We start from the raw sequence: 23,010 nt of genomic DNA, 5'->3' as shown, positions 1-23,010 counted from the left end.
TCGGCGAGGCGGAGACTACGTCGAAACTTCACCGACCAGTCGGTACAGTTTCACGCATGTCCGACGTCGTCGCTCCCCGGGAGCTCACGCCCCGCCGCCGCTGGGCGGCCCTCGCGGTGCTGTCGATCGCCGTCCTGGTCCTGGCGATCGACAACACCGTGCTCTACCTCGCGGTGCCCTCGCTGACCGCGGACCTGTCGCCGACGGCGACCGAGGTCCTCTGGATCGGCGACGTCTACTCCCTCGCCCTGGCCGGGCTGCTCGTCGTGATGGGCTCGCTGGCCGACCGCGTCGGGCGCAAGCGGCTGCTGCTCGTCGGCGCCGCGGCGTTCGGTGCGGCGTCGCTGTTCGCGGCGCTGTCCACCAGCCCCTCCATGCTGATCGCGGCCCGGCTGCTGCTCGGCGTCGCCGGGGCGACGCTGATGCCCTCGACGCTGTCGCTGATCCGCACCGTGTTCACCGACCCGGCCGAGCGGGCCCGGGCGATCGCGGCCTGGGCCGCCGCGGCGAGCGGCGGCGCCGCGGTCGGGCCGCTGGTCGGCGGCGCGCTGCTGGAGCACTTCTCCTGGGGCTCGGTGTTCCTGATCAACGTGCCGATCATGGTCGTGCTGGTCGTGGCCGGTGCGTGGCTGCTGCCCGAGTCCCGCGACCCCGCGCCGGGCCCGTTCGACCTGGTCTCGGCGCTGCTGTCGATGGCCGCGATCGTGCCGGTGGTGTGGGCGGTCAAGCACGCCGTCGCCGCCGGGGTCGACGTCGCCGGGGTCGCCGCGCTCGCCGCCGGTGCCGGTGCCGGTGTGCTGTTCGTCCGCCGTCAGCGACGCCTGCCGGTCCCGCTGATCGACGTGTCGCTGTTCGCCCGCCCCGCCTTCGCCGGATCGGTGTTCGCCGGGTTCATGGCGGTGTTCGCGCTGATCGGGACGCTGTTCTTCTTCTCCCAGTACCTGCAGCTCGTGCGCGGGTTCTCCCCCCTGCAGGCAGGGCTCGGCGAGCTGCCCACCACGCTGTCGGCGATCGCCGTCGTGGCGGTCGTGGGGCGGTTCTCCCGCCGGCTCGGGCTGGGCCGCGCGATCGCGGCCGGCCTGGCGCTGGTCACCGGTGGCCTGGTCGCCGTCGCGGTCACCGAGGGCCTCGCCGGCTACGTCTGGCTCGCCCTCGCGCTGGTGCCGCTCGGTCTCGGGGTCGGCCTGACCCAGACGCTCACCACCGACGCGGTGGTCTCGTCGGTGCCGCCCCGCAAGGCCGGTGCTGCCTCGGCCATCTCCGAGACGGCGCTCGAGCTGGGGGTGGCGATGGGCGTCGCGGTGCTGGGGTCGGTGGTGTCGCTGGTGTACCGCGCCGGGTTGGCGCTGCCCGACGGGCTCGACCCGGCGGCGCGGGCCGCGGTGACCGACTCGCTCGCCGCGGGCACCCACGCCCTCGACCCGGCCTCGCCGGTCCTCGACGGCGCCCGCACGGCGTTCACCACGGCGATGCAGACGACCTCGCTGATCGCCGCGGCCGTCACCCTGGCCGCCGCGGTCGTCGCCTGGCGGACCATCCCGGCGACGGCCGGGGGCGACACCGGCAGCGGCACCGGCACCGGCACCGGCGAGCGCGCGGCCGCCGACCGGGCCCGGTGATCAGTCCGCGGTCCCGAGCACGATGTCGAACCGGGCCCGGGTCCACGTCCCGTCCGGGACCCGGCCGTCCGGTGCCGGCGTCCCGGCCGGGCGGCGCTCGAACGTCGTGACCAGCGAGTCCCGCACCCCGAACACGGCGTCGTGGTCCAGCAGCGCGTCGCCGCGCACGAAGATGTGGGTCACCAGCCGGCGCCGGCCCGGCGCGGTGACCAGGAAGTGCAGGTGGGCCGCCCGCATCGGGGACCGGCCCGCGGCCGCGAGCAGCGCGCCGACCGGGCCGTCGTGCGGGATCGGGTACGGGGTCGGGGTGACACCCCAGAACCGGTAGCGGCCCTCGGCGTCGCTGAACAGGTGCGCGCGGCCCGCGACCCGGCCGTCGTCGTACTGGACGTCGTAGCGGCCGTCGTCGTCGGCCTCCCACACCTCGATCCGGGCGCCCGGGACGGGACGGCCCGCGTCGTCGGTGACGGTGCCCTCGACCAGGCACGGCTCGCCGCGGGCGCCGCCGCCGACGTCGCCGCCGAGCGGGACCTCGGGGGAGCCCTCGACGAAGAAGGGTCCGAAGACCGTGGCCTCGGTGACCCCGCCCTCGGCGCGGTCGTTCACCGTGATCGTCTGCATCGACAGGCCGAGCACGTCGGAGAGCAGCACGAACTCCTGGCGGTGCTCGTCGGTGACCTCCCCGCAGCGGGTGAGGAACGCGACCGCGGCCGCCCACTCGTCCTCGGTGAGCCGCACCTCGCGCACGACGGCGTGCAGGTGGGTCACCAGCGACACCAGCACCTCGCGCAGCCGCGGGTCGGGGCAGGCGTCGAACGACCGGGTCACCCGGTCGACGAGCGCGTCGGCGGGGGCCGGGGCCGTCTCGTGCGGGAAACGCATCGGAAATCCTCCCGGAACCGTCGGTGTGAATCGCACGCCGACGCTAGGGCGCGCGATTCCCGGCGGGCCAGTGTCGATTCCCTCGGGCGGCATGGGGGAAATCTTCAGCCGGGTTGGCCCAACTTCCGATGGAGCGCCCGACGGTGCCGGTGTTGTCTCGGTGGACCGTGTGCCGCGTCGCACAGCGACCCCGCTGAGCTGCGCGTCCACCCCGCCGATCCGCCGACCCGAACCGGGGGACCCGCTCCATGACCACCGCACCGGACCCTGCGCCGCCCCGTTCCAGCCTGCTCCGCGTCGCCGTCGCCAGTGGTGTCGGCACCTCGCTCGAATTCTATGATTTCGCGATCTACGGCACCGCGACCGCGCTCGTGTTCACCGATACGTTCTTCCGCACGGGCGATCCGTGGTTCAGCACGTTCATGGGTCTGGCGACCTTCGGCACCGGGTTCCTCATGGCCCCGCTCGGCGCGGTCCTGTTCGGCTGGGTCGGCGACCGCCGCGGCCGGCGCACCGCGCTGATGATGACCTTCCTCGGCATGGGGGCCGCGACCGTCCTGATGGGGCTGCTGCCGAGCTACGCGACCATCGGCGTCGCCGCGCCCGTGCTGCTGGTCTGCCTGCGCCTGGTGCACGGGCTGTGCCGCGGCGGCGAGACCGGCGGCGCCGCGACGCTGGCGATGGAGCACGCCCCACCGGAGCGACGCGCGCTGTGGGGCGTGTTCACCGCGCTCGGCTCCCCGGTCGGGACGATCCTGGCCAATGTCGCGTTCATGTTCGTGCTGTTCCTGCCCGCCCAGGACGTCGCGGACTGGGGCTGGCGGCTGCCGTTCCTGTTCGGCGGGGTCGTGCTGGCACTGGGCATCTGGGTGCGCCGCGGGGTCCGGGAGAGCCCGGAGTTCCGGGCGCTGCACGCGTCGGGGGCGCTGGAGGCCCGGCGCGCGCCGGTCGTCGAGGTGCTGCGCTCGCGGTGGCGGCGGGTGCTGCTGGCCGCCGGGGTCAACATCGGGCTCAACTCCACGACGTTCGCCCTGTCGATCTTCATGCTGTCCTACGCGACCGCCGCCGCCCCGGAGGGGCTCGGCCTGCCGCGCCAGCCGATCGTCAACGGCGCCATCCTCGCGCTGGTCCTGCACGGGGTGTTCAACGTCGTCGGCGCGCTCGCCTCGGACCGGTTCGGCCGCCGCCCGGTGATGATGTCCGGCGCGGTGCTCTCGGCCGTCGCCGCGTTGTCGATCTTCCCGCTGTCCGCGCAGGGCACCGTCGGCGCGGTCACCCTCGCCATGTGCCTGGGCTTCGCCGCCACCGGGATCCTGTTCGGACCGATGTACGTCTACTTCGGCGAGCTGTTCCCGCGCGAGCAGCGCCAGACCGGGATGGGCATCGCCTTCCACGTCGGCGCCGTGCTGGGCGGCGGGATCTCCCCGCTGGTCGCGAACCGGATCCTCGCCTGGACCGGCGACGCCGTGAACATCGGCTACTACCTGGCCTGCGCGCTGGTGCTGTCGCTGGTCTGCCTCGCCGCACTGCCCGAGACCGCACCGCGCCGTCTCGCCGCACGGGCCGGCGCACAGCCGTCGCCCGCCTCCGTCTGACCCCTCCCACCGACGCGAAGGGACCCCCATGTCCGTCGACGCCCCGCCGCAGACCACCGTCGCCGCCGCCCACCCGCTGTCGATGCTCACCGCTGCCGAGGTCGACCGCGCGCGGGAGATCGTCGACGACGCGGGCCTGCTCACCCCCGACACCCGCTTCTCCTACGTGATGCCGTGCGAGCCGGACAAGGCCGACGTCCTGGCCTGGGACGGCGTCACCCCGCTGCCGCGTGAGGTGTCGCTGCTGCTGACCCGGCTGGAACCGCTCGCGCTGCACTCGGTCGTCGTCGAGCTGGGTGGCGGCCGGGTCGTGTCCGACGTGGCGCTGGACCCGGCGCAGGTCGGCGTCGGGCCGTGCCTGGACGAGGACTACGCGCTGGTCGACGCCATCGTGAAGGCCGACGAGGGCTGGCTCGCCGCGCTCGCCCGGCGCGGGGTCACCGACGTCTCCACCGTCCGCCCGGTGCCGCTGTCGGCCGGGGTGTTCGGCTACGACGACGAGGTCGGCCGCCGGGTCTACCGGGTGCTGTCGTTCGTCCAGCCCGACCCGTCCACCCCGCCGTGGGCGCACCCGGTCGGCGGCGTGGTCGCGCACGTCGACGTCGACGCCCGGCGGGTCCTGCGCGTGGTGGAGACCCACGTCGAGCACGTGCCCCAGGAGTCCGGCGACTGGGCCGACCCGGCCGTCCGCGGCCCGGAGCGCACCGACCTGAAGCCGATCTCGATCACCCAGCCCGAGGGCGTCTCGTTCACCCTCACCGACGACGGCGTGCTGAGCTGGCAGAACTGGACCGTCCGGCTCGGGTTCAACGGCCGCGAGGGACTCACGCTGCACCAGCTGTCCTTCGCCGGCCGCCCGGTCGCCTACCGCGCGTCGATCGCGGAGATGGTCGTCAACTACGGCGACCCCGGCCCCACCCACGGCTGGCAGAACTACTTCGACCTCGGCGAGTACCAGTTCGGCCGGCTCGCGAACTCCCTGGAGCTGGGCTGCGACTGCCTGGGCGACATCACCTACGTCGACACCGTCGTCGTCGACGACCACTGCCGCCCGCGGACCATCCGCAACGCGATCTGCCTGCACGAGGAGGACACCGGCATCCTCTGGAAGCACAACGACATCTTCACCGGGCAGACCCACACCCGGCGCCAGCGCCGGATGGTCGTGTCGTTCTTCGGCACCGTCGGCAACTACGACTACGGCTTCTACTGGTACCTCTACCTCGACGGCACGATCGAGCTGGAGGCCAAGGCCACCGGCATCCCGTTCCCGTCCGGCTGGGACGGGGAGGACCCGCACTTCGACCCGGTCGGCCCCGGCCTCGGCGCCCCGGTGCACCAGCACCTGTTCTCCGCCCGGCTGGACATGACCGTCGACGGCGTCCGCAACACCGTCGAGGAGCAGGAGGCCGTCGGCGTGCCGATGGGCGGGGCCAACCCGTGGGGCAACGCCATCGCCCGCCGCCGCACCCGGCTGCGCACCGAGGGCACGGTCCGCCGCGACGCCGCGAACGACCGCAACCGGGTCTGGCGGATCTGCAGCACCGAGCGCACCAACCGGTTCGGCGCCCCGACCGCGTACGCGCTGCTCCCGCAGGGGTACCCGACGCTGCTGGCCGACCCGGCGTCCCCGATCGCCGCGCGCGCCGCGTTCGCCCGCCACCACCTGTGGGTCAGCCGCTACGACCGCGACCAGCTCTGGCCCGCCGGCTACACCGTCAACCAGAACCCCGGCGGCGACGGGCTGCCCGCCTACACCGCGGGCGACCGGTCCGTCGACGGCGAGGACGTCGTGCTCTGGCACACCTTCGGCCTCACCCACTTCGTCCGCCCCGAGGACTGGCCGGTCATGCCGGTCGACCACGCCGGGTTCCGCCTCAGGCCGGACGGCTTCTTCGACCGCAACCCCACCCTCGACGTGCCCGACCTCGGCGCGCACGGCCGCCCGGCCGACGGGTGCTGCGCCACCGACGCCACCACCCCCGGGAGCCCCGCATGACCGGCACGCTCACCCCGACCGCCGACCTCCTGCTCGACGGCGCCCGCCGCCCGGGCGGCGGCGGGACGTTCCCGACCGTGAACCCGGCGACCGGGGAGGTCCTCGCCCACGTCGCGGCCGCCGACACCGCCGACGTCGACACCGCGGTGGCCGCCGCGGGCCGCGCGGTCCGCGGGGAGTGGGCGGCCGTCCCGCCGTCGGGGAAGGGGGCGCTGCTGACCCGGCTGGCCGACCTCGTCGAGCGCGACGCCGACGAGCTCGCCCGGCTGGAGTCGCGCGAGATGGGCGCCCCGCTCGGTGTCGCGGCGGGGCTGTTCGTGCCGAACCTGGTCGCGACGCTGCGGTACTACGCCGGCTGGGCCGACAAGATCACCGGGGAGGTGCTGCCGACCGACGGGTACCTCGGCGCCCGCACCCTGTCCTACACCCGTCGCGAGCCGCTCGGCGTGATCGCCGCGATCGTGCCGTGGAACGCTCCGCTGATGATCCTCGGCTGGAAGCTCGCCCCCGCGCTGGCCTGCGGCAACACGGTAGTCGTCAAGCCGGCCGAGGACGCGTCGCTGGCCGTGCTGCACCTGGCCGGACTGGTCGGCGAGGCAGGGTTCCCGCCCGGGACGGTGCAGGTGCTGCCCGGGCCGGGCGGCGTCGTCGGCGAGGCGCTGGTGTGCCACCCCGGCGTCGCGAAGGTCAGCTTCACCGGGTCCACCGCGGTCGGCCGCCGGATCCTGCGCCACTCCGCCACCCACCTGACCCGCACCACCCTCGAGCTGGGCGGCAAGTCCCCGCAGATCGTGTTCGGCGACGCCGACCTCACCGCCGCCGTCGCCGGGATCGCCGCGGGCCTGTTCACCAACCAGGGACAGGTCTGCGCGGCGGGCACCCGGGTGCTGGTCCACCGCTCGGTGTACGACGACGTCGTCGCCGGCCTCGCCGAGGCCGCCCGCGCCCAGGTCCTCGGGGACCCCCTGGACCCGGCGACGACGATGGGCCCGCTGGTCAGCGCCGCGCAGCGCGACCGCGTGCTCGGCTACGTCGGCGCGGGCCGCGCCGAGGGCGCCACCCCGGTCGCCGGTGGCGAGGTCCCGCCGGGACCCGGCTTCTTCGTCGCGCCGACGGTGTTCGCCGGCACCAACGACCTCACCGTCGCCCGCGAGGAGATCTTCGGCCCGGTCGGCACCGTCATCGGCTTCGACGACGACGCCGCGGCCGTCGACCTGGCCAACGACTCCGCCTACGGCCTCGCCGCCACCGTCTGGACCCGCGACGTCGGCCGCGCGCACACCGTCGCCGCGCAGCTGGAGGCCGGCGCCGTCGGCGTCAACGGCTGGTCGCCGCTGGCCCCGCAGCTGCCCTGGGGCGGGGTGAAGGCCAGCGGCCTGGGCCGCGAGCTCGGCCACGAGGGGGTCCTCGCGAACACCGAGACCAAGACCGTCACCGTCGTCCTGTGAGGAGCACGTCCATGACCGCGACCGACACGACCACCGGGGCCATCACGCTGGAGGCACTGGCCCACCGGGTCGAGGTGCTGGAGGCCGAGGCCGACATCCGGCGCCTGCAGGCCCGCTACATGTGGCTCTGCGACACCCCGATCCCCGAGTACGGCGTGACCGGCGACGAGGAGCGGATCGAGCTCGTCATGAGCCTCTACACCGACGACGCCGTCTGGGAAGGTGTGGGCGAGTACTACGACGGCCAGTTCGGACGGGCGGAGGGAGCGGACGCCGTGCGGGCGCACTTCCGGTCCTTCTGGGGTGAGAAGCGGGATCCCGCGCTGCTGCTCAACGCCCACTACCTCACCTCCGAGCAGATCCACGTGCACGGTGACACCGCCGACGGCCAGTGGATCCACATGCAGCCCTGGCTGTTCTCCGACGGCACCGCGCTGCTGCGGTCGAGCCGGCTCAACAACGCCTTCCGGAAGGTCGACGGCCGATGGCTGATCTCGCGTACCCGGACCGAGAACGTCTTCGTGGCGCCGCTGCCGGCGGGCTTCGCGAGCGACCACCCGTCGGCGTCGGTCCTGATGCGGCCGTGACCTCGGGACGGGACACCGACCGGGCCGGGACCGCCGGCCCGGTCGACCCCGTGGTCCACGTCGTCGACGACGACGACGACCTGCGCCAGTCGCTGCGCTTCCTGCTCGGCAGCGTCGGCATCCAGGCGCTGGACTACCCCGACGCGACCACCTTCCTCGCCGAGTTCGACCCGGCCGAGCCCGCGGTGGTCGTCGTCGACGTGCGGATGCCGGGGATGAGCGGGTTCCAGCTCCAGGAGGAGCTGGTCGCCCGCGAGTACCCGGGCCCGGTGGTGTTCTGCTCCGCGCACGGCGACATCCCGATGTCGGTGCGCGCGCTGCGCGGGGGAGCGGTGGACTTCCTGGAGAAGCCCTACGACACCCAGCGCATCCTCGAGGTCGTCCAGCACCAGCAGGGCCGCGCGCGCGAGCTGTTCGCCGCGCACGCGGCCCGCGCCGCGGTCCGGGAGCGGGTGGAGACGCTCACCCCGCGCGAACGCGAGGTGCTGGCCCTGGTCATCGAGGGGATGGCCAGCCAGGCGGTCGCGCACCGGCTGGGCACCAGCGTCAAGACCGTCGACGTGCACCGGGCCCGGATCAAGGCCAAGACCGGGGCGGAGAGCCTCGGCACGCTGGTCCGCGACATCCTCACCCACCGGGTCGAGGTCTGAGCACGCCGGCGACCCGGCAGCCGGTGGCGAGCAGGTCGCCGTCGTGCCCGGCCCGGCCGACGAGCTGGACCCCCAGCGGGAGCCCGGCGTCGTCGCGCAGGCCGGGCACGGTGACCGCGGGCAGCCCGAGCGCCTGCCACGGACGGCTGCACACCGGGTCCCCGGTGGCGCCCAGCCCGTACGGGGCGGGTCCCGGCGCGGCGGCGGCGAGCACCGCGTCGTAGCCGTCGACGGCAGCGGCGAGCGCGTCGCCGTGCCGGGCGACCCGGTCGCGGGCGGCGCGGTACTCCGCCTCCGGCATCGCCGCGCCGCGCGCCAGCAGCTCGGCCAGCGGGACGCTCAGCGACCCGGCGTGGGCGAGCTCCGCGGCGCGCTCGCGGGCCGCCTCGAACGCCATGACGACCGGGTGCGCGACGGTGAGGGCGTCCACGTCGACCCCGTCCAGCGGGTCGACGACCGCCCCGGCGGCCCGCAGCCGATCGGCGGCGCCGTCCAGCGTGGCCCGCATCGACGGCTCCAGCGGCCCGGCCGTGCACAGCAGCAGCCGGGGCGCCCGCGGTGCCCGCGCGGCCGGGTCGGGCTCGCCGGTCAGCGCGGCCCAGGCGCACGCGAGGTCGTCGACCCCCGCGGCCAGCACGCCGTGCGCGTCCAGGCTGGGGGCCAGCCCGGTGACACCGTCGACGGGGAACCGGCCCCGGCTCATGACCAGCGCGGCGATCCCGCAGTAGGCGGCCGGGCGGGTCACCGACCCGGCGGTCTGCGACCCCAGCGCCAGCGGGACGTGCCCGGCGGCGACCGCGGCGGCCGACCCGCTGGACGACCCGCCCGGGGTGTGGCCCGGCGCGGCCGGGTTGGCGGTCGGGCCGGGGGAGAAGTACGCGAACTCGGTGGTGACGGTCTTGCCGACCGGGACGGCACCGGCGCGGCGCCACGCGGCGACGATCGCGGCGTCGCCGGCAGCCGGGGCGGCACCGGAGCGCAGCACCGAGCCGCAGCGGGTGGGCAGCCCGGCGACGTCGACGATGTCCTTCACCCCGAGGGGGATCCCGCCGAGCGCCCCCGTGGCGGCAGCGGCCGCGGGGTGGGGGTCGAGCTCGACCCAGGCGCGGACCTCCGGCTCGGTCGCGGCGATCGCGCGGCGCGCGGCGTCCACGGCGCCGGTCGCCCCGTCGCGCACGGCCGCCCGCAGCGACCACGGCGTCACGACCGCACCCATTCGGCGTCGGCCTCCCAGAAGTCGGTGCCGCTCGGCCCGACCCGGTGCCGCCACGGGGTGGTGCGACGCAGCTGCGGCTCCGTCCGCGCGGTGGCCGCGTCGGCCGCGTCCGGGCCGTCGGCCCCGACCTGCCAGTGCACCCAGCCCAGCTCGCGCCCGTCCGCGTCGTGCTCGAACAGGTCGACGTGCCGCCAGCCGTGGCCGTGGGTGTCGACGTAGCAGGTCAGGGTCAGCCGGGTCGGCGGTGCGGACGGGCTCACGGACGCTCCTCGGGGTGGGTCAGGCGCTCAGGCGGGACGTGCCGACGGGGTGGAAGGACCGCTGGAAGTACACGAGCCCACCACCGCCGTCGCGGGTGCTCACGTGCTCGATCTCGACGAACAGCACGGTGTGGGTGCCCTGGTCCCGCGCGCTGCGCACGGTGCCGACGAGCGCGGCCGCCGCGTCGCGCAGCACCGGGACCCCGTGGGTGTCGTGGTCCCAGGAGCCGGTCGCGAACCGCTCCGCGGTCGGCACCCGGGTCGCGCCGGCGAAGTGCAGGGCCAGGTCGGCGTGGTCGTCGCCGAGCACGTTCACACAGATCCGGCCGTTGCCGACGAGCACCGCGTGCGACCGGCTGGACCGGTTGACGCACACCAGCACGGTCGGCGGGGTGTCGGTCACCGAGCAGGCCGCGCTCACGGTCATCCCGGCCCGGCCCCGCGGGCCGTCGGTGGTGATCACGTTGACCGCGGCGGACAGGTTCGCCATTGCGGAACGGAAATCGGACGGGGACGGGGTCGGCTCGGACACGATTTCCTCCGGTGGGTTCTCGGGCGTTTCTCGACCATTGCGAACGTACGCGCGGAACGCGCCCGGCCGATATCGACAATCACCCGGAACCGCCTAGGGAATTCCCTTCGTCTCCGACGAGTGGCAGCGCGAACCCGAACCGGGTGCCACCCCCGGCGCGCGGTGCGGCCCAGATCCGGCCGTGCTGGCGGGTGATGATCCGGTAGCTCAGCGCCAGCCCGATGCCGCTGCCGTGCTCCTTGGAGGAGAACGACTCCGCGAACGGGTCCCGGTCGATCCCGCGTCCGCGGTCGGCCACGGTGACCACGGCCTCGTCGCCGTCGACGGCGGTGGTCACGACCAGCTCGCGGCGCTCCGGCGGGAGGTCGGCCGTCTCCTCGACCGCGTTGAAGCACAGGTTCAGCAGCACCTGCCCGGTCAGGACCCGCTCGCAGCGCGCCCGCAGCGGGCCCGGGTGGCGCTCCACCCGCACCCGGACCCCGGCCGGGTCGGCGCGCAGCCCGACGAACCACAGGCAGTCGTCGAGGACGTCGTGCAGGTCGAGGACCTGCTCGGTGTGCTCCAGGTGCCCGACGAACGCCCGCACGGCCGCCACGATCGCGCTCGCCCGGCCCATCTGGCGCAGCGCGCTGCCCAGGCCGTAGCCGATCCGGTCGGCGTCGGTCGCGGACAGCGCACCGCCCCGCACGAGCTCCTCGGTGTGCCGGCGGGTGCCGTCGAGGAAGTTGCCCGCGGCGGCCAGCGGCTGGCCCAGCTCGTGCGCGATCGCCATCGCCATGTCGCCCATCGCGGTGTAACGGGCCAGGTAGTTCTCCCGGTGCGCCGCGCGCTCGCGGGCCGCCTCGGCCAGCACCCGCCCCGACACGTCGTGCAGGATCATGAGCAGCCCGGACGCGGGGTCGGTCCCGTCGTCGGAGGGCTCGGCCAGCCGCTCCAGGGTGCCCTCCAGCCACACCGGCCCGCCCCGGGGGCCGGGCACCTCCAGCTGCACCGGCACCGTCGGGTCGGCCAGCCCGACCAGCTCGTCCAGCGCCGCCGGGCGGCCGTCGCGGCGCAGCCGGCCGTAGCGGTCGAGGTGCCCGAGCGGGGCGCCCGGGTCCATCCCGAACAGCTCCAGCGCGGTGTCGGTGGCGAACCGGATCGCTCCCGACGGGTCCAGGGTGAGTGCGATCGTCGAGGTGTGGCGGGCCAGCGCATCGATCGACGACGTGGTGCGCCGCAGCTCGCGTTCCAGGCCCTGCTCGTGCTCGATGTCGCGGAACTGCACCAGGATCGCGGGCCCCTGCGCGAGCTCCACCCGCACCGCGACGGCGTCGGTCGGCACCACCCGGCCGGTGCGGGTCCGGTAGTGCCACTCGATGCGGTTGCTGCCCCGCTCGACGGCCTCGTGCAGCCAGGCCCGGCCGAGCACCCGGTGGTACTGCGGCGCCGTGCTCGACATGTGGTTGGCCTTGAGCGGGCGCAGCTCGGCGAGGCTCCAGCCGAGCAGCCGGCAGGCCGACGGGTTGGCCCACAGGATGTTCTTGGTCGCCGCGTCGTGCAGCAGCACGCACGTCGTGGTCGCCCGCATCATCGCGACGAAGTCGCCGGTGACGAGCTCCGGGGCCTGCGGCTCGACCTGGTCCATCGACCCAGCCTAGGCGGGGACCACCCCGGGCCGCGCTGAAGGAATCCCCTAGCGCCACTGCGGAGGCCCCCTATTCGTGCGGGGGCCGTTGCCGATTCCTGGACCGTCACCGGAATTCCTACTCTCGATGCCGGAAAGCGAATCGAGAAGGAGGTGCGATGGTGAGCGCACAATTGGCCGCGGCCACACCGGCGATCGCGTCGGAGGCCGCGTTCGACACGATGCTCGCCGAGCTCGCGGTGCGCCGTACCGAGTTCCGCGAGCAGCGCCACGTCCCGCGGGACTTCGTCGCGACCCTGAAGCGGGCCGGGATCTACCGCTCGGCCACCCCCGCCGTGTTCGGCGGCGAGCCGCAGCCGCCCGCGGTGTTCCTGGACCGCATCGAGCGGATCTCGGCCGTCGACGGCTCCACCGGCTGGGTCGCGAGCTTCGGCTCCGCGCTGGTCTACCTCGCCGCGCTGCCCTACGACACACAGGCGCAGCTCTACGCCGGCGGCCCCGACGTCGCGTTCGCCGGTGCCCTGTTCCCGCCGCAGGCCGGCGAGCCCACCGCCCGCGGCTACCGCCTCGACGGGCGCTGGAAGTTCGCCAGCGGCTGCTCCGGGGCCGACGTGCTCGGCGTCGGGATGCCCGGCGACGCCGACTCCGACGGCAAGCCCCGCACCGCGGTCCTGCGGCCCGACCAGGCCGAGATCGTCCCCGAGTGGGACGTCGTCGGGATGCGCGGCACCGGGTCGTTCGACCTGGTCGTGCGCGGGGTGGAGGTGCCGCGGGAGTGGACCTTCGTGCGCGGCGGCACCCCGACCGTCGACGAGCCGCTCTACCGCTACCCGACCATCGCCTACGCCGCCCAGGTGCTCGCGGTCGTCGGCGCCGGGGTGGCCCGCGCCGCGCTCGACCACGCCGTGCGCGTCGGCGGCGGCTACGCCGGGGTCACCGGCGCGCCCAAGCTGGCGGACCGGGCGTACTACCGCGACGCCGTCGCCCGCGCCGAGGCGGAGCTGCGCTCGGCCCGGGCCTGGTTCTACGAGGCCACCGGGCAGGTGTGGGACACCGTGCTGGCCGGGGACCCGGCCACCGACCGGCAGAACGCCGAGCTGCGGCTGGCCTCGGCGCACCTGGCCCGCACCTCCTCCGAGGTCGTCGCCCGCCTGATCGAGGTCTCGGGCACCGCGCCGATCCACACCGCGCACCCGCTGCAGGACCTCGCGGGCGACGCGCTGGTGCCCAAGCAGCACGCCTTCCTCGGCCCCGCGGTGTTCGACGCCGCCGGAGCCGTCCTCATGGGCCTGCCGGCCACCACCCCCGGCTTCCGCTGACCGACCGCCACCACCCCGAGGAGACCGCCATGGCCGCCCCACCGCTGCGGGTGCTGTTCTGCATCGGCATCAACCAGAACTTCTTCGACCTGCCCACCGACGGCATCACCACCGGCGACGTCTGGGCCGCGTTCGTGTCCATGATGGACGGCATCAAGGCGCTGCCCGGGGTCGGCTTCATCGGCGACATCGACGACGACTCGCACATGGTCGGCCCGTCCGACGGCTGGCCGTGGACCTGCTACCTGCTGGCCGACGTCGACACCGCCGACACCGTCAAGGCCGCCTGCAACCTGTTCCGCACCACCGCGGTCGGCGACGGCGACGCGAAGCTCTGGCGCTTCGCGAAGGTCGAGGCCCGCATCGGGCGCGCCCTGACCGTCCGCGACGACGTCGCGCCGCCCACCCGAGGGGACGCCCGATGACCACCGACGTCACCGGCGCCACGGCCGCCGACCTCGTCCGCACCGACCGCGTCGCCGGGCGCCTCTACACCGACCCGGAGCTGTTCGAGCTGGAGATGACCCGCATCTTCGAGCGGGCCTGGGTGTGGGTCGCCCACACCAGCGAGCTGCCCGGGCCGGGGACCTTCAAGTCCACCCATGTCGGCCGCCAACCGGTGATCGTCACCCGGGACCGCAAGGGCGAGATCCGCACCCTGCTCAACCGGTGCCGGCACCGCGGTGCCAGCGTCTGCGAGAAGCCGCAGGGCAGGGCCAACGGCTTCACCTGCCCGTACCACGCCTGGTCCTACGGCCTGGACGGCGCGCTGCGCGGCGTCCCCTACCCCGACGGCTACGAGGGCGTGCTGGAGAAGCGGGACCTGTCGCTGCGCCGGCTGCGCACCGAGTCCTACGGCGGCATGGTCTTCGCGACCCTCGACCCGGACGCCGAGCCGCTGGAGACCTTCCTCGGCGACGCCCGGCTGTGGATCGACCGCTTCATGAAGCAGGGCGGCGGCTACCCGGTCAAGGTGCTGGGCAGGCACCGGTTCACCTTCCGCGGCAACTGGAAGATCCAGCTGGAGAACACCACCGACGGCTACCACTTCCCGATCGTGCACCGGTCGTGGATGGCCTCGGTCGACGCCGAGACCGCCGACATGATGTCGTTCATGACCGACCCGACGGCGGTCACCCACGACCTCGGCCACGGGCACAGCGTCATGCAGATGGTGCCCGCCCACTCCGACCTCGACGCCGACGACGGCAGCGAGCCCCTGCAGGCCCGCTTCGACGGCCTGGTCGAGGAGCTGTCGGCCACCCTGGACCCGGCCGCGGTCCGCAAGGTCGTGCGCGCGATGCACGGCACCGGGTTCAACCTGAACCTGTTCCCGAACGTGTCGCTGTCCGCGGCGTTCTTCCGGGTGCTGCGCCCGGTCGCGGTGGACGAGACCGTCATCGAGCACGTCGCCATCGGCCCGGACGGCCCGCCCGAGCTCGACGCCGTCAACCGCGCCCGGCTGCGCATCCACGAGCACTTCCAGGGCCCGTTCGGGTTCGGCACCCCCGACGACGCCGAGGGCTGGGACCGGGTGCAGCGCGGCGCGGCCGCCGCCCCCGACATGCCGATCCTGATCAACCGCGGCTCGGCCCGGGAGAAGGCCGACGCCGACGGACACCCCACCGCGCACGTCACCGACGAGACCGGCATGCGCGCCGCCTACGGGCGCTGGAAGGAGATGATGGGCGATGACTGAGGCACCCGAGAGGGTCCCGGCGCCGGTCCCGACGACCGACCCCGCCGTGGTCCGCGCGATCGAGCTCGTCTGGCGTGAGGCCGAGCTGCTCGACCGGGCCGCCTACCTGCGGTGGGAGAGCCTCTACGCCGACGACGCCACCTACGTCGTGCCGATCGACCCCGACACCGAGGACTTCGACGGCACCCTCAACATGGTCTACGACGACGCCCGGATGCGGCAGATGCGCGTCGTGCGGATGACCGAGGGCTACGCCATCGCTGCCGTCGACGCCGCCCGCACCGTGCGCACGGTGTCCCGGTTCGTGCCCGAGTCGGTCACCGGCTCCGCGGGCGGCACCGAGGTCGTCCTCCGCTCCGCGCAGGTGCTGGTCGCGTTCAAGCGCGACCGCCACGACCTCTGGGCCGCCGACCTGCGCCACCGGATCCGGCTCGCCCCCGACGGGCCCGCGGGCGACCGGATCGTGCAGAAGGTGGTCCGGCTGGTGAACAGCGAGAGCGCCGTCCCGGCCGCGGGGTTCCTGCTGTGAGCGCTGTGCACGCCGTGAGCGCGCCGGTCGCCGTCGTCACCGGCGGCGCCAACGGGCTCGGCCGGGCGGTCGTCGAGCGGCTGCACGCCGACGGCCACCGGGTCGCCGTCGCCGACCTCGACGGCGACGCCGCCCGCACGGTGGCCGGGCGGCTCGACCCGTCCGGGGCGACGGCCGTCGGCATCACCGCCGACATCGCCGCCCCGGCCGCCGCGGAGGAGCTCCTCGCCGCGGTGCTCGACGCGTTCGGCTCGGTCCAGGTGCTGGTCAACAACGCGGCGCTCACCCGCGCCACCCCGCTGCTGGAGATCACCGCGGACGAGCTCGCCGACGTCGTCGGGGTGAACGTGAACGGCACCTTCCGGGCCTGCCAGGTGTTCGGCCGCCACCTCGCCGAGGCCGGCTACGGCCGGATCGTCAACATGGCGTCGCTGGCCGGCCAGAACGGCGGCACCGCCACCGGCGGGCACTACGCCGCGTCCAAGGGCGCGGTCCTGTCGCTGACCAAGGTGTTCGCCCGCGACCTCGCGGCCTGCGGCGTCACGGTCAACGCGGTCTCGCCCGGTCCGCAGGACGGCCCGGTCGTCCGGGCGATCGTCGGGGAGGACCGGCTCGCCGACTACACCGCGTCGGTCCCGGTCGGGCGGCTCGGCGACCCGGCGTTCGTCGCCCGGATGGTCGCGCTGCTCGCCGACCCCGCCGCCGCCTCGGTCACCGGCGCCTGCTGGGACGCCAACGGGGGCCTGTACCTGCGCTGAGGGCGTCGCCGCCGTGCGCGCCACCGAACGAGAGGAGTCCTGCCATGACCACGATCCCGGTCCGGGTCGCCGACGTCGTCGACGAGGCGGAGGGCATCCGCAGCCTGCGCCTGGTGCGCCCGGACGGGCTGCCGTTCGGGCCGCACCGGGCGGGCGCGCACGTCGACGTCGTCGGCCCGACCGGGGTGCTGCGCCAGTACTCGCTGTGCGGCCCGCCCGACGACGCCGCGTCGCTGCTGATCGCGGTCAAGCGCGAGCGGTCCTCCCGCGGCGGGTCGGCGGCGCTGCACGAGGTCGCCCCCGGCGACGAGCTGCACATCGGCGCGCCCCGCAACCTGCTCGGCGTCGACCCCGAGGCCGACCGGCACGTGCTCGTCGCCGGGGGCATCGGGGTCACCCCGCTGCTCGGCATGGCGCACGCGCTGCACCGCGCCGGCGCCGACTTCACCCTGCACTACTTCGCCCGGTCCCGGTCCGAGGCGGCCTTCGCCGACCTGCTGGAGACCGGCTTCGCCGGGCGGGTACGCCTGCACCTGGGCGTCCCGCGCACCGGGCACGCCGCCGTCCTCGGTCCGGTCGCGGCCGGGCTCGGTCCCGGTGCGGCCGTCTACACCTGCGGGCCGGAGGGCTTCATGGACGGCGTGCGCGCCGTGTTCGCCCCGGTCGTCGGCGACGACCGGGTGCACGTCGAGCACTTCACCGCCACCGAGGTCGACACCACCGGCGACACCGCCTTCACCGTCGCGCTCGACACCGGGGAGGAGTTCGAGGTCCCCGCGGACCGGTCGATCCTCGAGGTGCTCACCGACAACGGGATCGAGGTCTTCCGGTCCTGCGAGGAGGGCGTCTGCGGCTCCTGCGTGTCCGGCGTCGTGGAGGGCGTGCCCGAGCACCGCGACAGCTGCCTGTCCGCCGCGGACCGGGCCGCGGGCGACCAGATCGCGCTGTGCGTGTCGCGCGCCCGCACCCCGCGGCTCGTCGTCGAGCTGTACTGACCCGGCGGCCTCACCCGTGCTCCCGGCGGAACACCTCACGACCGGCGAACCAGGTCGCCAGGACCCGGGTCCCGGCGATCTCGTCGTGCGGCACGGTCAGCGGGTCGGCGTCGAGCACGGCCAGGTCGGCCGAGCGGCCCGGGGTGAGCGCGCCGGTGACGTCGTCGATCCCGGCGGCCCGGGCCGCGCCGAGGGTGGCCGCGTGCAGCGCCTCGTCCGGGGTCAGCGCCTGCTCGGGCCACAGCCGTCCCGGCGCGGTGCCGGTCGGGTCGGCCCGGGTGACCAGCCCCTGCAGGCCCGGCCACGGGTCCGGCGACCCGACGACCGGCCAGTCCGAGCCGACGGCGAGCAGCACCCCCGACCGCAGCAGGTCCCGGTTGGGGTGGATGCGCTGCGCCCGCTCCCGCGGCACGCAGGCGCAGATCGCGTCGACCACCGGCGAGGGGAACCACAGCGCCGGGGACAGGTCCGCGACGACACCCAGCGCGGCGAGCCTGCCCAGGTCGGCGTCGGCGACGTACTGCCCGTGCGCCAGGTGGAAGCGGGTGCCGGTGTGCCCGGCGGCCCGCACCGCGGCGACGGCGTCGAGGAACACCCGGACCGACCGGTCGCCGGTGCAGTGCACCTTGGCCCCGATCCCCATCGCCGCGAAGCCCAGCAGGTGCCCGGTGAGCTCCTCGGTGGTCATCGCGGTGTGTCCGCGCCAGTCGTCGCCGTGGGTGTCGTCGGGCAGGTAGGGGTCGAGGAACGCCGCGGTCCGCGAGGGCGGGATGCCGTCGAGGAAGACCTTCACGAACGTCGGCCGGTGCCGCCGCCCGGCCAGCGGCAGCGCCCGCTCGACCAGGTCGGCGCCGACCGGTGCGGACCCGAACACCGGGTCGAGCACCGGCATCGAGGTGACCGCCCAGGCGTCGAGCCGGTCCTCGGCGTCGAGCCGGTGCAGCGCCCGCAGCAGCGGCAGCGACGACGCCGCGTCCTGGAACCCGGTGACGCCGTGGGAGTGCAGGATCCCCACCGCGTGCCGGACCGCCTCGGCGTCGTCCACCCCGTCGCCGTCGGCGGCGCAGACCCGCTCGACGGCGACCGCGGCGGCCTCGACGAGCACCCCCGCCGGGCTGCGGCCGTCGGTGTCGCGCAGGATCCGCCCGCCCGCCGGGCCCGGGGTGTCCGCGGAGATCCCGGCCCGGTCCAGCGCCGTCGAGCTGACCCAGCGGTTGTGGCAGCTGTCGTCGCGCAGCAGCACCGGCCGGTGTCCCGCGGCGGTGTCGAGGCGGGACAGCACCCCCGGCGCGGCGAGCGCGTCGAGCAGTCCGCAGTCCCAGCCGCCGCCGACCAGCCAGGCGCCCTCCGGGAGCCCGGCCGCGCGCCGGGCGACGGCGTCGAGCAGGGCCCCGACCCCGGCGTCGCCGGCCAGGCGCAGCTCGGCGAGCTCCGCCCGGCCGGCGACGAGCACGTGGTTGTGCACGTCGACCAGGCCCGGGACCAGCACGGCGTCGCCGTGGTCGACCCGGCGGGCCCCGGCCGGGGCGGCGTCGAGCAGCTCGTCGCCGCCGACGGCCACGATCGTCCCGCCGGTCGTCGCGAGGACGGTGGCGGGAGAGCCGTCGGGGGTGTGGACGCGGGCGGCGCGGTGGACGGTGTCGATCCCGGTCACGGGCGGGTCCCTCCTGGTCGGCGTGCGGGGGAGCGGGACGGGTCAGTGCAGGGCGGGGTCGTCGCGTGCCGGTTCCGGTGCGACGGCCGCGCGCCGTGCCCCGCCGAGGACGACGCCCCCGACGAGCACCACCACGACCAGGGCGAGCAGGACGCCGGCCAGGCCCGCCGACCCGCCGATCAGCGTGGTGAAGTTGACCAGCACCAGGGAGAGGATCCCGGCGATGCCGAGCAGCCCCAGCGTCGGCGCGACCCGGGTGTTCCAGGTGCGGGTGTCGGCCCGGGTGCGGGCGAAGAACACCAGCACCGCGACCGCGGTGAGCAGCATCAGGACGAGCACCGCGACCGTCGCCAGCCCGGACATCCAGGGGAACAGCGTGGTGACCGGGTCACCGCCGGCGACGGCGAACAGCGCCAGCACGAGCACCGCGGACACGGTCTGCACCAGCGAGCCGACGTGCGGGGAGCCGTGGCGGGGATGGGTCCGCGACAGCACCGTGGGCAGCGCCCCGCGGCGGCCCAGGGAGAACAGGTACCGGGCGACGGCGTTGTGGAAGGCCAGCAGCGCGGCGAACAGGCTGGTCAGCAGCAGGACCGGCAGCACGTCGGCGAACCACGGGCCCACGTAGGTGGCGGCCGCGGCGAACACCAGCCCGGTCGGGTCGGCCTGTGCGGCGGCCTCGACCCGGCTCGGCCCGAACGCGACGACGACCGCCCAGCTGGCCACGGTGTAGAACGCGCCGATGAACAGCACCGCCACGTAGGTCGCGATCGGCACCGTGCGGCGCGGCTCGCGGGCCTCCTCGGCGTAGATGGCCGTCGCCTCGAACCCGACGAAGGACGCGACCGCGAACATGACCGCGATCCCGGGCGCCCCGGACAGGAACGTCGAGGGGGCGAACGAGGTGGCCGACCAGCCCTCCGGGCCGCCGGTCACCAGGATCCCGGCGACCAGCGCCGTGACCACCGCGATCTCGACGACCAGCAGCGTGCCCAGCACCTTGGCGCCGACGTCGATGCTCCGGTAGCCGAGCAGCGCCACGACGGCGACGAGCAGTGCGGCGAGCAGCCACCACGGCAGCTCCGGTCCGCCGAACTGCACGACGATCCCGCGCAGTGTCACCGCGGCGAGGCCGTAGACGGCCGCCTGGATCGCGGTGTAGGCGAGCAGCGCGAGGCCGCCGGCGCCGAGCCCGAGCCGGGCGCCGAGCCCGTGGCTGACGTAGGCGTAGAAGGCGCCGGCGTCGACGACGAAGTGGCTCATCGCCGCGTAGCCGACGCTGAACAGCAGCAGCACCACCGCGACCAGCGCGTAGGCCAGCGGCACACCGGCCCCGTTGGACCCGGCGAGCATCACGGGCAGCGCGCCACCGACGGTGGTCAGCGGGGCCGCGGCGGCGACCACCAGGAAGACGATCCCCGCGACGCCGATGGAGCCGCGCAGCGAGTGCCCGGGGTCAGCCACGGCGCACCCCGCGGTCGGTCGCGGTGCCGGGACGGTTCGCGGTGCGGGACGGGCGCGGTGTCATCGGGTTCTCCTCGGTCACGGGTGGGAGAAGGCTGGTCCGCGCCCGTGCCTCCGACAAGGCCCCCGCGCCGGGCCGCCGCGCCCCCGCCGCACGGGCCACACCCGTCGGCCCGCACCGGCGATCCGGCCGCCGACCTGCGGATCCGGCCCCGCCGCGGTCCCGGCGACGGCGACGCCGGCCACCGGTCCCGCCCGCCCACCCGTGCGCCGACGGTCAAGGCGCACCGCGCCCAGGTCCAAGCCGCCCACCACCCGTCCCCCCGGAGGCACCGATGACCGACACCGCCACGTGGCCCGCCCCGCCCGCGTCCCGCGACCTCCGCGCCTGGTCGCGCACGGTGGGCGACCACTTCCCGCCGCTGCGGCTGACCGCGCACGGCGCCGTCGACCGGTTCACCGGGCACGGCGTCGTCCGGCGGTCCGGGCCGCTGGTGCTGGGGGACCTGGCCGCGGGCACCGCGCACACGGTGCGGCGCGTCCCGGGCGGCGAGCGCCTCGGCCTGTGCAAGGTGTCCTACCAGCTCGCGGGACGCTCGGTGGTCACCCAGGCCGGGCACCGCACGGTGCTGCGGCCGGGCGACATGGTCGTCTACGACGTCGACCTGCCCTACGCCGTGGACAACGAGGCGGGGTTCCGCAGCCTGGTGCTGATGCTGCCGCGCGCCGACCTGGGCCTGGACGGCGGCCCGGGGGAGGGCAGCGGGGTGCGGATGTCCGATCGCGACGGCCTCGGCCTGCTCCTCGGGCCGATGCTGCGCCAGCTCGCGGGCGCCGAGGAGCTGCTCACCGGGGCCCGGGCGCCCCGGGTCCGCCGGGTCCTGACCGACCTGCTGGCCGCGGCCGTCGCCGAGCGCCGTCGCGACGGGCACCCGGCCGGGCCGCTCGCCCCGGTCCTGGACTGGCTCGACGACCACCTCGCCGACGACGACCTCTCACCCGGCCGGGTCGCCGCGGCGCACTACATGTCGACCCGGCGGCTGCAGGAGCTGTTCCGGGCCGAGGGCACGTCGGTGTCGTGCTGGGTGCGCGCCCGCCGTCTGGAGCGCTGCCTGCGCGACCTGCGGGACCCGCTGCTGGCGGGCGAGCCGGTCGGCTCGACCGGGCGGCGCTGGGGGTTCACCGATCCGGCGCACTTCTCCCGGACCTTCCGCGCCCGCTACGGGGTGGCGCCCCGGCAGGTGCGGTCGTCGGACCCGGCGGAGGTGCCCGCCGGCGCGCCGCGCGATCGGTCATGCACAACCGAATACCCCGTTCCGCGGTCGACGCCGGGTCCCGCGGTCCGGTAGGAGATCAGGGGCCGATCCCGGTCGGCCGACGACACACACCGGACACCACGCAGGGAGACCCGACGATGGGTGCACTCGAGGGCAAGGTCGCGCTGATCACCGGAGGGGAGAGCGGCATCGGCCTGGCGGCCGCCCGGCTCTTCGTCGCCGAGGGGGCGCGGGTGCACCTGGTCGGGATCGACGAACCGCGGCTGAAGGCCGCCGCCGAGGAGCTCGGCGCCGACCACGCGATCGCCACCGTCGCCGACGTCGCCGACGAGGCGGCGGTCGCCGAGGCGGTCCGGGCCGGTGCGGCCCACTACGGCCGCTACGACGTGCTCTTCAGCAACGCGGGCAACTCCGGGGAGCTGGCGAGGATCACCGACTACCCGTCGGAGGTGTTCGCCCGCACCCTGGCCATCCACGTGCTCGGCGCGTTCCACATGCTCAAGCACACGACCCCGCACATGAACGACGGCGGCAGCGTCGTCATCACCTCCAGCGTCGTCGGGCTGGTCGGCTTCGGCGACCTGTCGGCCTACGTCGCGGCCAAGCACGGCCAGGTCGGGCTGATGAGGTCCGCGGCCAAGGAGCTGGCGCCGCGCCGGATCCGGGTCAACACCCTGCACCCGGGCCCGACCTCGACCCCGTTCCAGGACGACATCGAGATGCGCGCGACCGGCAAGGACCAGGCCGCCGCGGCGCTCGACTTCGACGCGATGATCCCGCTCGGGCGGCACACCACCACCGAGGAGATCGCGCGCGCGGCGCTCTACCTGGCCTCGGACGCGAGCGCGATGGTCACGTCCTCGACCTTCGCGATCGACGGCGGCATGAGCGGCTGACCCG

At 75.1% G+C, this 23,010-nt stretch carries 21 protein-coding genes; 14 read left to right on the top strand and 7 right to left on the bottom strand.

Annotated features, from left to right (window positions below; translation table 11 throughout):
- Nucleotides 1–56: 56 nt before the first annotated feature.
- Nucleotides 57–1,619: an MFS transporter gene (locus DMP17_RS38750; RefSeq protein ID WP_337832115.1), complete on the top strand. Its 1,563-nt coding sequence runs from the start codon at nt 57–59 to the stop codon at nt 1,617–1,619.
- On the opposite strand, the gene DMP17_RS38745 is transcribed toward DMP17_RS38750, so the two are convergent.
- The gene (locus DMP17_RS38745; RefSeq protein ID WP_226366522.1) at nt 1,620–2,501 is read right to left on the bottom strand and encodes a dioxygenase family protein; all 882 of its coding nucleotides are present in this window, start codon (nt 2,499–2,501) and stop codon (nt 1,620–1,622) included.
- A 248-nt stretch (nt 2,502–2,749) separates the two neighbouring features.
- Here DMP17_RS38745 and DMP17_RS38740 point away from each other — a divergent pair, with 248 nt between their 5' ends.
- From DMP17_RS38740 to DMP17_RS38720, 5 genes are read left to right on the top strand one after another with little or no spacing between them, the layout of a single operon-like run.
- The gene (locus tag DMP17_RS38740) at nt 2,750–4,096 is read left to right on the top strand and encodes an MFS transporter (protein WP_337832114.1); all 1,347 of its coding nucleotides are present in this window, start codon (nt 2,750–2,752) and stop codon (nt 4,094–4,096) included.
- Between the two features lie 28 nt (nt 4,097–4,124).
- Nucleotides 4,125–6,095, top strand: coding sequence for a primary-amine oxidase (locus DMP17_RS38735; RefSeq protein WP_337832113.1), 1,971 nt, complete (start codon nt 4,125–4,127; stop codon nt 6,093–6,095).
- Complete coding sequence (locus DMP17_RS38730; protein ID WP_337832112.1) at nt 6,092–7,543, top strand: aldehyde dehydrogenase family protein; 1,452 nt, start codon at nt 6,092–6,094, stop codon at nt 7,541–7,543. The genes DMP17_RS38735 and DMP17_RS38730 overlap by 4 nt, the downstream gene beginning before the upstream one ends.
- 11 nt (nt 7,544–7,554) lie before the next feature.
- Nucleotides 7,555–8,130: a nuclear transport factor 2 family protein gene (locus DMP17_RS38725; RefSeq protein WP_226366518.1), complete on the top strand. Its 576-nt coding sequence runs from the start codon at nt 7,555–7,557 to the stop codon at nt 8,128–8,130.
- Complete coding sequence (locus tag DMP17_RS38720) at nt 8,127–8,780, top strand: response regulator transcription factor (RefSeq protein WP_337832111.1); 654 nt, start codon at nt 8,127–8,129, stop codon at nt 8,778–8,780. The genes DMP17_RS38725 and DMP17_RS38720 overlap by 4 nt, the downstream gene beginning before the upstream one ends.
- Here the strand turns inward: DMP17_RS38720 and DMP17_RS38715 are convergent.
- The 4 genes from DMP17_RS38715 to DMP17_RS38700 all read right to left on the bottom strand — a co-directional run bounded on the left by DMP17_RS38715 (nt 8,758) and on the right by DMP17_RS38700 (nt 12,415).
- A complete protein-coding gene (locus tag DMP17_RS38715; protein ID WP_337832110.1) occupies nt 8,758–9,996 on the bottom strand; it encodes an amidase in 1,239 nt (412 codons plus the stop codon). The genes DMP17_RS38720 and DMP17_RS38715 overlap by 23 nt on opposite strands.
- Nucleotides 9,981–10,256 carry a hypothetical protein gene (locus DMP17_RS38710; protein WP_224401762.1) on the bottom strand — a complete coding sequence of 92 codons (276 nt, stop codon included), beginning with the start codon at nt 10,254–10,256 and terminating at the stop codon, nt 9,981–9,983. Before DMP17_RS38710 ends, DMP17_RS38715 begins: the two co-directional genes overlap by 16 nt.
- 19 nt (nt 10,257–10,275) lie before the next feature.
- Nucleotides 10,276–10,788, bottom strand: a complete 513-nt coding sequence (locus DMP17_RS38705) for a flavin reductase (RefSeq protein WP_337832109.1) — start codon at nt 10,786–10,788, stop codon at nt 10,276–10,278.
- Nucleotides 10,789–10,867: 79 nt separating this feature from the next.
- Nucleotides 10,868–12,415, bottom strand: a complete 1,548-nt coding sequence (locus DMP17_RS38700; RefSeq protein ID WP_337832108.1) for a PAS domain-containing sensor histidine kinase — start codon at nt 12,413–12,415, stop codon at nt 10,868–10,870.
- Nucleotides 12,416–12,573: 158 nt separating this feature from the next.
- Between DMP17_RS38700 and DMP17_RS38695 the strand changes: the two genes are divergently transcribed.
- Genes DMP17_RS38695 through DMP17_RS38670 form a run of 6 tightly spaced genes read left to right on the top strand, consistent with a single transcriptional unit; the run spans nt 12,574 to nt 17,715 of the window.
- Nucleotides 12,574–13,734: an acyl-CoA dehydrogenase family protein gene (locus DMP17_RS38695; protein WP_337832107.1), complete on the top strand. Its 1,161-nt coding sequence runs from the start codon at nt 12,574–12,576 to the stop codon at nt 13,732–13,734.
- A gap of 29 nt (nt 13,735–13,763) precedes the next feature.
- Nucleotides 13,764–14,159: a hypothetical protein gene (locus DMP17_RS38690; RefSeq protein ID WP_226366511.1), complete on the top strand. Its 396-nt coding sequence runs from the start codon at nt 13,764–13,766 to the stop codon at nt 14,157–14,159.
- A complete protein-coding gene (locus DMP17_RS38685; protein ID WP_226366510.1) occupies nt 14,156–15,433 on the top strand; it encodes an aromatic ring-hydroxylating oxygenase subunit alpha in 1,278 nt (425 codons plus the stop codon). Before DMP17_RS38690 ends, DMP17_RS38685 begins: the two co-directional genes overlap by 4 nt.
- Entirely contained in the window at nt 15,426–15,962 is a 537-nt protein-coding gene (locus tag DMP17_RS38680; RefSeq protein WP_226366509.1) for an aromatic-ring-hydroxylating dioxygenase subunit beta, read from the top strand. The genes DMP17_RS38685 and DMP17_RS38680 overlap by 8 nt, the downstream gene beginning before the upstream one ends.
- Complete coding sequence (locus DMP17_RS38675) at nt 15,959–16,720, top strand: SDR family NAD(P)-dependent oxidoreductase (protein WP_308016773.1); 762 nt, start codon at nt 15,959–15,961, stop codon at nt 16,718–16,720. Before DMP17_RS38680 ends, DMP17_RS38675 begins: the two co-directional genes overlap by 4 nt.
- Before the next feature lie 44 nt (nt 16,721–16,764).
- A complete protein-coding gene (locus DMP17_RS38670; protein WP_337832106.1) occupies nt 16,765–17,715 on the top strand; it encodes a PDR/VanB family oxidoreductase in 951 nt (316 codons plus the stop codon).
- Between the two features lie 10 nt (nt 17,716–17,725).
- On the opposite strand, the gene DMP17_RS38665 is transcribed toward DMP17_RS38670, so the two are convergent.
- On the bottom strand, nt 17,726–19,369 hold the full coding sequence (locus DMP17_RS38665) for an amidohydrolase (protein ID WP_337832105.1): 1,644 nt from the start codon (nt 19,367–19,369) through the stop codon (nt 17,726–17,728).
- Between the two features lie 42 nt (nt 19,370–19,411).
- Nucleotides 19,412–20,833: an APC family permease gene (locus DMP17_RS38660; RefSeq protein ID WP_337832104.1), complete on the bottom strand. Its 1,422-nt coding sequence runs from the start codon at nt 20,831–20,833 to the stop codon at nt 19,412–19,414.
- A gap of 335 nt (nt 20,834–21,168) precedes the next feature.
- Between DMP17_RS38660 and DMP17_RS38655 the strand changes: the two genes are divergently transcribed.
- Both DMP17_RS38655 and DMP17_RS38650 read left to right on the top strand, forming a co-directional pair.
- The gene (locus tag DMP17_RS38655) at nt 21,169–22,182 is read left to right on the top strand and encodes a helix-turn-helix domain-containing protein (RefSeq protein ID WP_337832103.1); all 1,014 of its coding nucleotides are present in this window, start codon (nt 21,169–21,171) and stop codon (nt 22,180–22,182) included.
- A 65-nt stretch (nt 22,183–22,247) separates the two neighbouring features.
- Entirely contained in the window at nt 22,248–23,006 is a 759-nt protein-coding gene (locus DMP17_RS38650; RefSeq protein ID WP_226350438.1) for an SDR family NAD(P)-dependent oxidoreductase, read from the top strand.
- Nucleotides 23,007–23,010 lie beyond the last annotated feature (4 nt).

The organism is Pseudonocardia sp. TMWB2A, from assembly GCF_017312135.1.
The sequence above is the reverse complement of the archived record's forward strand: the minus strand, read 5'-3'. Positions and strand labels throughout refer to the sequence as shown.